At 42.2% G+C, this 10,201-nt stretch carries 12 protein-coding genes; 4 read left to right on the top strand and 8 right to left on the bottom strand.

Annotation, left to right across the window (positions count from 1 at the left end; translation table 11 throughout):
• The first annotated feature begins 85 nt into the window (after window positions 1-85).
• Genes CU635_RS17560 through CU635_RS17545 form a run of 4 tightly spaced genes read left to right on the top strand, consistent with a single transcriptional unit; the run spans window position 86 to window position 3,782 of the window.
• Window positions 86-1,294, top strand: a complete 1,209-nt coding sequence (locus CU635_RS17560; protein ID WP_101578688.1) for a Ger(x)C family spore germination protein — start codon at window positions 86-88, stop codon at window positions 1,292-1,294.
• Between the two features lie 6 nt (window positions 1,295-1,300).
• Window positions 1,301-1,534, top strand: a complete 234-nt coding sequence (locus tag CU635_RS17555) for a hypothetical protein (RefSeq protein ID WP_101578687.1) — start codon at window positions 1,301-1,303, stop codon at window positions 1,532-1,534.
• A gap of 18 nt (window positions 1,535-1,552) precedes the next feature.
• The gene (locus CU635_RS17550) at window positions 1,553-2,671 is read left to right on the top strand and encodes a GerAB/ArcD/ProY family transporter (protein WP_101578686.1); all 1,119 of its coding nucleotides are present in this window, start codon (window positions 1,553-1,555) and stop codon (window positions 2,669-2,671) included.
• A gap of 7 nt (window positions 2,672-2,678) precedes the next feature.
• Window positions 2,679-3,782 carry a GerAB/ArcD/ProY family transporter gene (locus tag CU635_RS17545; RefSeq protein WP_101578685.1) on the top strand — a complete coding sequence of 368 codons (1,104 nt, stop codon included), beginning with the start codon at window positions 2,679-2,681 and terminating at the stop codon, window positions 3,780-3,782.
• 134 nt (window positions 3,783-3,916) lie between these two features.
• Here CU635_RS17545 and CU635_RS17540 read toward each other — a convergent pair whose 3' ends face one another.
• The 8 genes from CU635_RS17540 to CU635_RS24135 all read right to left on the bottom strand — a co-directional run bounded on the left by CU635_RS17540 (window position 3,917) and on the right by CU635_RS24135 (window position 10,136).
• Window positions 3,917-4,120: a hypothetical protein gene (locus tag CU635_RS17540; protein WP_101578684.1), complete on the bottom strand. Its 204-nt coding sequence runs from the start codon at window positions 4,118-4,120 to the stop codon at window positions 3,917-3,919.
• Window positions 4,121-4,222: 102 nt separating this feature from the next.
• A complete protein-coding gene (locus CU635_RS17535; protein ID WP_101578683.1) occupies window positions 4,223-4,456 on the bottom strand; it encodes a hypothetical protein in 234 nt (77 codons plus the stop codon).
• 668 nt (window positions 4,457-5,124) lie between these two features.
• Window positions 5,125-5,682: a glycerol-3-phosphate responsive antiterminator gene (locus tag CU635_RS17530; RefSeq protein WP_101578682.1), complete on the bottom strand. Its 558-nt coding sequence runs from the start codon at window positions 5,680-5,682 to the stop codon at window positions 5,125-5,127.
• 11 nt (window positions 5,683-5,693) lie between these two features.
• Window positions 5,694-5,939: an HPr family phosphocarrier protein gene (locus CU635_RS17525; RefSeq protein WP_101578681.1), complete on the bottom strand. Its 246-nt coding sequence runs from the start codon at window positions 5,937-5,939 to the stop codon at window positions 5,694-5,696.
• A 21-nt stretch (window positions 5,940-5,960) separates the two neighbouring features.
• A complete protein-coding gene (gene dhaM, locus CU635_RS17520; protein ID WP_101578680.1) occupies window positions 5,961-6,356 on the bottom strand; it encodes a dihydroxyacetone kinase phosphoryl donor subunit DhaM in 396 nt (131 codons plus the stop codon).
• A complete protein-coding gene (dhaL, locus tag CU635_RS17515; RefSeq protein ID WP_101578679.1) occupies window positions 6,353-6,979 on the bottom strand; it encodes a dihydroxyacetone kinase subunit DhaL in 627 nt (208 codons plus the stop codon). The genes dhaM and dhaL overlap by 4 nt, the downstream gene beginning before the upstream one ends.
• Window positions 6,980-6,997: 18 nt before the next feature.
• The gene (dhaK, locus tag CU635_RS17510; protein ID WP_101578689.1) at window positions 6,998-7,993 is read right to left on the bottom strand and encodes a dihydroxyacetone kinase subunit DhaK; all 996 of its coding nucleotides are present in this window, start codon (window positions 7,991-7,993) and stop codon (window positions 6,998-7,000) included.
• A gap of 115 nt (window positions 7,994-8,108) precedes the next feature.
• Entirely contained in the window at window positions 8,109-10,136 is a 2,028-nt protein-coding gene (locus tag CU635_RS24135; RefSeq protein WP_101578678.1) for a sigma 54-interacting transcriptional regulator, read from the bottom strand.
• Window positions 10,137-10,201 lie beyond the last annotated feature (65 nt).

The raw sequence follows: 10,201 nt of genomic DNA, 5'->3' as shown, positions 1-10,201 counted from the left end.
CTTATAAACCCTCTGATATCAATGTATTTGCTTGATTTATATATTTAATTTTTGACAATACGAGGGGAAATAAAGGGGGGCGCTTATGAAACACAAAGTGCTGATGTCCTTTGTGCTTATCATCCTGCTCGTTCCGCTTACAGGTTGCTGGAACCGTCGTGAATTGAATGAACTCGCGATCGCTGTAGCGATGGGAATTGATAAATCAGGGGAGCAATATCAGGTTTCTGCTCAAATCGTCAATCCTGGAGAAATAGTTACGCAAAAGGGTGGAGGAACCAATTCACCGATCGTAACACTTACCTCAACGGGCGACTCCATGATGGAGGCAGTCCGAAAAATGACAATCAAATCGCCAAGAAAAATCTATTTTGCCCATCTTCGCTTGTTTGTCATAGGTGAAGAATTGGCAAGAGAAGAAGGAATTGCGAAAACGCTGGACCTGATTTCCAGAGATCCGGAGTTCCGTACCGATTTTTTCATTATTGTCGCAAAGGAAACAACGGCGGAACAGGTGCTGAAAATTTTTTCGATCCCATTAGAAAAAATCCCGGCCAATAAGATGTTCGAGTCACTTGAGACATCACAGAAAGTCTGGGCAGTGACCGCTACCCAAACATTGGATGAACTCATATCCGACCTGGTGGCTGCCGGAACCAATCCTTTGTTAACAGGAGTTGAGGTTACAGGAGATCCGGCAAGAGGAGAAAAAAGGGAGAATATCCAAAAGACAAGTCCTCAGGCCATTTTAAAGATTAATGGAATGGCTGCATTTTATAAAGATAAACTGGTTGGCTGGTTAAACGAGGACGAAAGCAAAGGGGCGAACTTTATTAATGACAAAGTGAAAAGTACTGTTGTTACAGTCCAATGCCCAAAAAAGGGGAATATTAGCGTGGAGTTAATACGTTCCAAAACAAAGGTCTCAGGCAAGGTTGTAAATGGGCGGCCAGAAGTAGATGTCACCGTTCGAACAGAAGCAAATGTTGCGGAAGTACAATGCGGCGAGGTTGATTTATCCAAAACCCAAACCATTTATGACCTGGAAACAAAAACAGAACAAGCCATTCAAAGTGATATTGAAGCAGCGTTAAATAAAGCTCAAAAAGACTATAAATCCGATATATTTGGCTTTGGTGAAGCAATACATAAAGCAGACCCGGCATATTGGAAAAAAGCAAAAAAAGATTGGAAGAAGGAATTTGTCAACCTTCAGGCAAATATCAAGGTGGATGTAAAGATTCGGCGCATAGGAACATTAAGTAAATCCTTCTTAAATGAATTAAAGGAGTAAATCCGCATGTGGGTAAGTGCAGGGATATTGGCTGTTGCGGTCATCATCGTGATTAAGGAAGTACCCTATCTTTTAAGGAAAAGGCTTAAAAAAGAACTATTGGTTTTTTCAATCCTTCTGCTATTTGGAACAGGATTAAGCATAGCCCAGGGATTACACAAGGATATTCCCAATCCCATGGATCGGATTGCTTTTGTTTATAAGCGTTTCAGCGATTTTATCTTTAGTTTTTTGACATAGAAGGACAGGTGAAAACGATTGCTGGAAAAAGGAAAGATCAGCGTAAGCCAGTTTACAGTGCTAATGATTCTCTTTATGCTTGGGCCTGCGATCCTGTTTTCACCTTCCGTTCTGGCTGCCGAAGCAAAACAGGATGCATGGATGGCAGCTGCACTCGGAGGAGGGATTGGCTTATTGTTCGTATGGTTATACACCACGATTGGAAATCGGTTCCCCGGGATGACATTGGTTGAATATTGTGAGGAAATTCTCGGCAAGTGGCTGGGCAAAATCGTTGCTCTTCTTTATTTTTCCTTCTTCTTCATCCTTGCGGCACTCCTTCTTCGAAATATCGGAGATTTCGTGACAGTGCAAATCATGCCAGAGACTCCAATTGAGGTTATTCATATTATGTTTTTAAGTGTGGTGATTATGGGGACGCGTCTCGGCCTTGAACCAATAGCTCGGGCAGGAGAAATTTTGATGCCGTGGACAATCATCTTTTTTCTGATTGTTGTCTTTTCTATTATCCCGCAAATCGACTTTCAAAAGATACAGCCCGTTTTTGAGGAGGGAATAAAACCAGTCATCAGGGGGAGTCTTTCTGTTGTCGCTTTTCCTTACTTGGAAACAGTGATTATGTTGATGCTATATCCTTTTGTCAATAGCATAAATAAAGTGCGGAAAGCTTTTTTAACGGGATCATTGATTGGCGGAATTGTGATAATCATCATTACAGCATTATGCATTTTGGTTCTAGGTGCTGATTATACAGCCAGAAATCTATACCCATCTTTTGTTTTAGCCAGAAAAATAGACATTGCTAATTTTTTGCAGCGGATTGAAGCGATTGTAGCCGGAATGTGGTTTATCACGATCTTTTTTAAACTAACCATATGTTTTTATGCTTCTGTTTTAGGACTTGCCCAAACATTAAATCTGAAAGAATATCGGCCACTAACCCTTCCTTTAGGAATGATTCTTGTCGTGCTTTCGATCATAATCAGTCCGAATATGGTTTATTTTCAAACACTCCTTGCTAAAACATGGTTCCCATTTACTTTAACATATGGATTTTTTCTGCCGTTACTTCTGCTGGTGGTCGCGATATTCCGAAAAAAATATTTAAAGGAACCAATCGATAAGGCGGAAGGATAGATAAGCTATGGAAAAAGTGCAAATTAGTCCATCCCAATTGTTTGCATTAATCTTTTTGTTTGAACTTGGAAGTGCTGTTGTCGTTGGATTGGGAATGCAGGCGAAACAGGATGCCTGGCTGGCGGTCCTTTTCGGGATGACAGGGGGATTGCTGATATTTCTTGTCTACAGGTATCTTTTCCGTCACTATCCGAATCTCCCCTTAACCAGTTATATTCCGAAAATCCTTGGTAAATGGATCGGTTATCCAGTCACTTTTTTATACATCGTTTATTTCGTTTATCTCGCCGCACGGGTTTTGCGTGATTTCTCGGATTTGCTTCTAACATCAACGTTCCGGGAAACCCCTATGCTTGCGATCAGTGCAACGATGATTGCTTTAAGTGTGTATGGAATCACCAAGGGGATCGAAACTTTGGCAAGGACCGGGGAAATCTTATTTGGCTTTATGATTGTTTTAATCGCTTTCGGATTTTTCTTCCTTTTTGCATCCGGTGTTGTAAAATTCGAAAACCTCGTACCTGTTCTGGATAACGGCTGGAAACCTGTTTTAACAACCGCCTTTCCGCAAACATTAACCTTTCCTTTTGGAGAGATGATTGTCTTTGCCATGTTGCTTCCTTTTTTGAACAAACCTAAAATGGAAATAAAAATTGGATTGTCTGCCTTGACGGTAAGCGGATTGCTGCTCGCTTTAACAGCAGCTATTAATATTGCTGTTCTTGGCCCATATATCGCTTCTACTTCGATGTTTCCTTTGTTAAAAACGGTGCAAAAGATTAATATCGCAGATTTTATCCAGCGGCTCGATGCGATCGTGATCTCGATGCTGATTATCGGCGGTTTCTTTAAGATTGTGATCTTTTTTTATGCAGCGGTAAAGGGAATTGAGGATCTATTTAAAGTGGCGAAACATCGATACATTATTATAAGTTCGGTCGGTCTCATCATACTGACAGGCTCTATCTATATGGCAAGCAATTTTCCGGAACATCTGGAAGTGGGATTAAAAATAGTTCCGATTTATCTGCATCTCCCTTTTCAAATCGGTATTCCATTACTATTGCTGATTGTAGTGCTGATTCGCAAACACTTTAATCCCCGCCGGTGAAGTTACGCTAAAGTCAGCCAGAATTTATCACATTGGAAAAGTTAAATTGCTTCTTATCTTTTTTAGGACAGTTCAATTTGAAGCATACAAAACACCGTTTGAAAACAAACGGTGTTGAAACTTATTGCTGATCATTACTCATCTTTATTATCTGGGTCTTCATCTTCAGGATCTTCAACTGGATCTTCGGAATCGGGATCCTTATCATTTTCATCATCTTCGTTTATCGTATCGTTATTATCCACTCCTGGAGGTGCATCATCTCCGTTGTTACAACCCATTAACATGGTGGAAGATAAAAAAACTGCTATTAATAGTGTTAACCACTTTTTATTCATATTACGCTCCTTCCATCAGCAGTTATATACAATATTATCTTCACCGTTCCCCCTTTTTTTATTAACGGTAATAATATACAATTTCTCAAATCATTGATATAGCTAATTAAAGGATGATTGATTTTGTTTAGTCTTTTGCTGATTCTGCTGATTTTGCTGATTCTGCTGAGTGTTTTGTTGCATCTGTTGACCGTTGTTACCCATTCCTGCTGCTAGTGGTAGAAATTGCTGGATAGTTTGTCCCATACCCTGGCCTCTGGTCATACTATAAAAAGCTGCTGCACCAATACCGGCAGAGGCTAGCAATGGCAACCATATTTGTTGTTGATTTTGCATTATTAATCACCACCTTATATAAACGTTTAATGCTTTTTTAATTTTTACTCGAGTCATTATCAATATGTGAATGAAACATTTCCATTATAAGAAACAAAAGGATTACCCTGTTGTTAATGTGTCAGTTGCAGAAGGACGGTCTATGGAAATCAGCAACTCATTTATAATCCGGATAAGTTTTTTCGAAGTCTGATTTCACTTTTTTTCGGTATTCGTTTAAGTGAAATCGACCAAATTGTCCTACTATTACTCCCACTAATAGCTCCTTATCTGCATTCACAGGTTTTGCGCTGCATGGGGGTGACTAAAGGGGCAGATTAGTTTAAGAAGGGGGGGGTTAAATTGATTGTGTTAGGCATAATAAAATTAGACATTCAAATGCTGAAAGGATAATCTAATGGACACATTTGGTATTTTCATTATAATAATAGGACGAATCTTGGCGTGCTTACTCCCTTCATACCTGATATATAGAATCGCCGCAAAACATAAGCAAAGGAATGGCAAAATCGTCAGAGAGAGTAATGTAAGCTATTTCTAGTTTTTTTCGAAATTTGCGTTTCCTAATCCTACTATTCTAAATAACACTGTATTAAAAAGAAAATCAGTAAAACAAAAAGACTGCCGATAAAGGTCGACAGCCTAAAAAATATCATGTTATTACATCATTAAATCCACGGAGCTCTCCAAAGCTCGACCCTCGAAGTGGTCACGGCAATGGCTCCGGCATTAATTGCAGAATTTACCTCTTCCTCGGTCTGGACAAGTCCTCCAGCGAGGATCGGAATAGTTATTTTTTCTGACATTTGCCTGATGATGCGGGGAATGATGCCTGGCAGCACTTCCACATAATCCGCTTTCGTCGTTTTCAAAAGGCTGTAGCCTCTCTCGATCGCTTGGGAATCGAGCAGGAAAATCCTTTGAATTGCAAGCACACCTTTTTGCTTTGCTTTGACAATCACATTGGGCCTAGTCGAGATTATCCCAAATGGCTTGATTTCCTGGCATAGAAACTCGGTAGCATACTCGTCATTTTTTAATCCATGGACCAAGTCCGCATGGATGAGTATTTTCTTATTATATTGGCAGGCCATTTGTGAGACATGTTTTAATTGAGCGATGTGAATTTCGAGTAAAACTCCGTAATCACAGCTGCTTTCAAGAAATAATTCAAACTGTTTCATATTTTTAGCGGCCGGGATAATCTGTTGACCGTTAAAGCTCATAGTCTCACCTTTCAAAGAAATTTAGTAAGCCAGTCAATTACTTCCCTTTCATCGCTTCCCTCGGCTACAACCCGAATCGTTTGTCCCTGTTTAATCGATGCTGTCATCATGCTTAACACGCTTTTCGGGTTGAACTGCTTTGCTCCGGCAAAAAAATCAACCTTACTTTCAAATCCGTTCAGCGTTTTGACGAGATCTGCTGCAGGTCTGGCATGGAGACCTTTATCGATTGTAACGGTAATCTCTCTCTCTATCATCCTGTTCACCTCTTATGTCTGTTACCTTTGGATCTTTTCCAAATGCTTTGCTCCTTCAGCAGCGGCAATGACGTCATCAATCGAGCTTCCGATCCCTGACTCAATAATCGCAGCATACGCACCTTCTACAAGAGGAGCATCGGCGATTTTAATGTTCTGCTCGCCTTCGAGCATTTCGATCGCCATCTCCGCATTCAATAAGGCGCTTCCGAGGTCAAATAAAATGGCGACACCCTTGTCCGAATACACCGATTCGATCGCTTTCTTAATGTCAAACATATCAGTGCCGATATCATCTGCTTCCGTTCCGCCAGCAATCGCCAATGGAACATCCTGCTGGATCTGCCTTAATAATGCTTCCAGGCCTTTAACAATATCCCTGCTGTGTGAAATTAACACGATGCCTACATAACTCATGATTGTGCTCCTTTAAACGCTTTCGCTAATTCCGAGAACAAATAATGGGATGAAGCGGCACCTGGATCGATATGCCCGACAGAACGTGCTCCGAGATACGTGGCCCGGCCTTTTTTCGCTTCCATATCTTTTGTTCCTTCCATTTTCTCTTGCGTAAATAAAATAAAGTCATCCCAATTTATTTTGTCCTGATGTTCCTGTAAATAGTCGACGGCAGGTTCCCAAACATCGATCATCGTCTTCTCCCGCAAGCTTGCTTTGCCGCGCTGCTTTAACCCTTCAACAGAAGCGGATAAAGCAGCGGTTAAATCCGCAATCGTGATTTCCTGCTTATCATTCAATGCGCCAGCCGCCTTTAAAAAAGCAGTTCCATATAACGGCCCTGATGCGCCGCCGACTTTCGCAAGAAGCGTCATCCCGGTATCTTTAAATAAGCTGCCCAGGTCGGCGTACGAAGTATTCCCGATTTTCTGCGCAGCCTCTTTGAAGCCTCTTGCCATGTTGATGCCATGGTCGCCATCACCGATCGCCTGATCCAGTTCGGTTAAATACTCTTTTTGTTGCTGGTATACTTCACTAAGCTGCGTGAGCCACTGTTTGGCTTGTTCTATTCCAAAACCCATCCGAATAACTCCCTTCTGTTATTTCTTAAAAGCAACCGTATCTGCTTTCGCATCGAGAAGCTCTGTTAGTTGATCATCAAGTCGGAGAATCGTGATCGAGCAGCCTGCCATTTCGATGGATGTCATGTATTCGCCAATAAAAGTTTCATGCACTTCAATTTCCTTTTCGTGCAGGATTTTCGCTACCCGCCGGTTAACGATATAGAGCTCCATTAACGGTGTCGCACCGAGTCCGTTAATCATCAGAGCCACTTTGCTGTTTGGCGCTAACTGGAGATGGTTAAGCACCTTTGAAAGGAGCGTATCCGTCACTTCGTCCGCACTTTTAATCTCCGTTCTTTCAATGCCCGGCTCGCCATGAATGCCTGTGCCGATTTCCATTTCATTTTCGCCGATTGTAAAGCCCGGTTTTCCTGCTGCCGGGACCGTGCTTGGCGATAACGCCATGCCCATTGAACAAAGGTTTTCAATCGCCTTGTTAGCAACAGCCGTTACTTCTTCAAGTGATGCCCCCGTTTCAGCCATGGCCCCGGCGATTTTATGGACAAAAATCGTTCCGGCAATGCCTCTTTTTCCGACCGTATATGTAGAGTTTTCGACGGCAACATCATCATTGACAACGACCTTGGCAACTTGAATCCCGTCGGCTTCGGCCAACTCTGCGGCCATTTCGAAATTCATCACATCACCGGTATAATTTTTAATAACTAAAAGGACACCCCTGCCGCCATCAACCGCTTTAATCGCCTCGTACACTTGATCCGGTGTCGGTGAAGTAAAAACTTCCCCTGCCACCGCGCCATCAAGCATTCCTGGACCAACAAACCCGCCATGTGCCGGCTCATGCCCGCTGCCGCCTCCGCTGACAATTCCGACTTTCCCCTGCACCGGTGCATCAGCGCGAACAATGACAGACGTATCAGGAACTTGTTTGAGCCGCTTCGGATATGCCGCAATAAATCCCTCCACCATTTCTTTGACTACATCTTCAGGATGATTAATTAGCTTTTTCATTATTATTGCCCTCCTTTTCGATTCATTCATTATGAATGCAAGAAGCGTGCCAACATGAAACGATTGATAAATGAAGGCGTTTTCATTATTTTTAAAAAAACTTGGGGAATTATTCTCAAGAGTGTTGATAATTTTTCCCAAGCAAATGCTCCAATTGGTATTTTCTTAGTTTGCTTGCCGCCGTTTTATGCGTGATTCCCAGCGCCCGCGCTAATTGATTGTAGCTTGGATAGTTGGGTGCGGCATGCTCAAAAATTTGCCGTTCATATTTCTCTAACGGTAAAAGATCTCCGTTTAATTGAATTTTAAAAGAGGACGAATCGCGATTTAATATATACTCGGGCAGATCTTTGCAGTACAGGGTTCCATCCTCGGTCAAAGTAGCGGCCCGCTCAATCGTATTTTGCAGTTCCCTGATGTTGCCTGGCCAATGATAGTCCCCAATCGCTTCTAAAAATCCTTTTTCGTAGCGCTTGATACTTTTTCCCAACTGGCCATTATACACTTGCCGGAAGTGGTCGACTAATAAAGGAATATCTTCTTTGCGATTCCGTAATGCCGGCAGGTGGATTGGAATGATGTTTAACCGGTAATATAAATCGGCCCGGAATTTCCCTTCTTGCACTAATCGATGCAGATCTTCATTCGTAGCGGCAATCACGCGGACATCAAGCTTGATCGTCCGATTGCCGCCGACCCGCTCGATCTCCCTTTCCTGAAGAACACGGAGAAGCTTTGCCTGCAGGTCAAAATTAAGATCGCCAATTTCGTCAAGAAAAATCGTTCCCCCGTTCGCCAGTTCAAACTTCCCCTGGTGGGTTTTAAACGCTCCTGTAAACGCTCCTTTTTCATGGCCGAACAATTCGCTTTCGATCAAATTATAAGGAATTGCGGCACAGTTAACGCGAATGAACGCCCCCTTCTGCCTTTTGCTTGATTCATGGATCGCACGGGCAACGAGTTCTTTTCCCGTTCCGCTTTCCCCCGTGATTAACACGGTTGAATTTGTTTTCGAAACTTTACTGGCGATCGACAAGCTTTCAAATAACGTTTCACTGTGGCCGATGATCGTCTGAAACGCTTCGTCCAAGCCTAAATGCCTGGACAGCTCCTGCTCCAAATATTCCGTCCGTTTCTCCATCAGCTCCAATTTTTCGAGTAGCGATTTCATCTCGTTATAGGGACTGAGGGAAATGACCGCACCGCGAAAACCAGCATCGATCAAAACCGGATTTATCTTCGTAATAAACGCTTCGTCTTCCAATAGATTCATAACCCGATACACAGATTGATTTTGAACTTTCAGCTGCTTCCATTCCCGTTTGCCAATCAGCCCGACAATCGATTCATTTGCATCGATCTTGAAAAGAAACTCGCGCATTTGTTCATTCATATATGTAAAATCGCCTTCTTCATCGGTCATTGCAATCAAATCTGAGACAGATTCGAGGACAAGATTCAGTCTTTCTTGAAGTTCCTTTTCCCTCTGTAGTTCAAGGCTTACCTTTTCCAAATCTGAGACATCCTGAAAAATCGCCACCGCGCCAATCACTTTTCCATCATAAAAAATCGGGGCGCGGTTGGCGAGAATCGTATAACTCTTTAAGATTTGCTTTTCTGCTATTCTAATTTCTCCGGTTTGCAAGATTTCGTGTAATTTTGAATGGGGAATAACTTGATCGGCATGCTGGTTTAAAAGTTGATTTGAGGGGATTTCAAGCAGCCTGACAGCTGCTTCATTGACAAACGTAATGATATTTTCCTGGTTGACAACAATCATGCCATTCGGCAAGTTGGCGATGGCTTCCTGGAGAATGACAGAGTTCTCCATTAACAACCGGTCCGTTTCCGAATCACGATTGTCCTCCTGGTCGATTTGTTCAAAGAAAAGCTTGATCTCATTCAAAATTGATTCAGGCACCGCTTTATCAAAACAAATCGCAAACTCTTCTCCCTGCCCAATTTTGAGGGAGACCAGCGATAATAGATTGATAACTTCAACGCGTTTTCCTTTGTATTCAACAAAGATGTTTTTTAAAACCTTTCGGTTCTTTATTTCGTTTTGCAGCTTTGTGATCAGAGTTGCTGCAATCCTGATATGCAATCCGTTTTTTCGATAGACTTTGACGATTATTTTTTGCATGGGAACATTCGCCTGCCCTGTGGTAGATTACTGTATATTTTCACTATATCAAATCGTAAATACTT

The organism is Bacillus canaveralius (assembly GCF_002860125.1).
Taxonomy (GTDB): domain Bacteria; phylum Bacillota; class Bacilli; order Bacillales; family Cytobacillaceae; genus Bacillus_BJ; species Bacillus_BJ canaveralius.
Note: the sequence above shows the minus strand (reverse complement) of the source record. Positions and strands in the feature narration are given on the sequence as shown.

Excerpts from the sequence above, each read along its gene's own strand:
- CU635_RS17545 (WP_101578685.1), top strand. The coding sequence starts at position 2,679 with ATGGAAAAAGTGCAAATTAGTCCATCCCAATTGTTTGCATTAATCTTT.
- CU635_RS17530 (WP_101578682.1), bottom strand. The coding sequence starts at position 5,682 with ATGAGCTTTAACGGTCAACAGATTATCCCGGCCGCTAAAAATATGAAA.
- dhaL (WP_101578679.1), bottom strand. The coding sequence starts at position 6,979 with ATGGGTTTTGGAATAGAACAAGCCAAACAGTGGCTCACGCAGCTTAGT.
- CU635_RS17535 (WP_101578683.1), bottom strand. The coding sequence starts at position 4,456 with ATGCAAAATCAACAACAAATATGGTTGCCATTGCTAGCCTCTGCCGGT.
- CU635_RS17555 (WP_101578687.1), top strand. The coding sequence starts at position 1,301 with ATGTGGGTAAGTGCAGGGATATTGGCTGTTGCGGTCATCATCGTGATT.
- dhaK (WP_101578689.1), bottom strand. The coding sequence starts at position 7,993 with ATGAAAAAGCTAATTAATCATCCTGAAGATGTAGTCAAAGAAATGGTG.
- CU635_RS17525 (WP_101578681.1), bottom strand. The coding sequence starts at position 5,939 with ATGATAGAGAGAGAGATTACCGTTACAATCGATAAAGGTCTCCATGCC.
- CU635_RS17540 (WP_101578684.1), bottom strand. The coding sequence starts at position 4,120 with ATGAATAAAAAGTGGTTAACACTATTAATAGCAGTTTTTTTATCTTCC.
- dhaM (WP_101578680.1), bottom strand. The coding sequence starts at position 6,356 with ATGAGTTATGTAGGCATCGTGTTAATTTCACACAGCAGGGATATTGTT.
- CU635_RS24135 (WP_101578678.1), bottom strand. The coding sequence starts at position 10,136 with ATGCAAAAAATAATCGTCAAAGTCTATCGAAAAAACGGATTGCATATC.
- CU635_RS17560 (WP_101578688.1), top strand. The coding sequence starts at position 86 with ATGAAACACAAAGTGCTGATGTCCTTTGTGCTTATCATCCTGCTCGTT.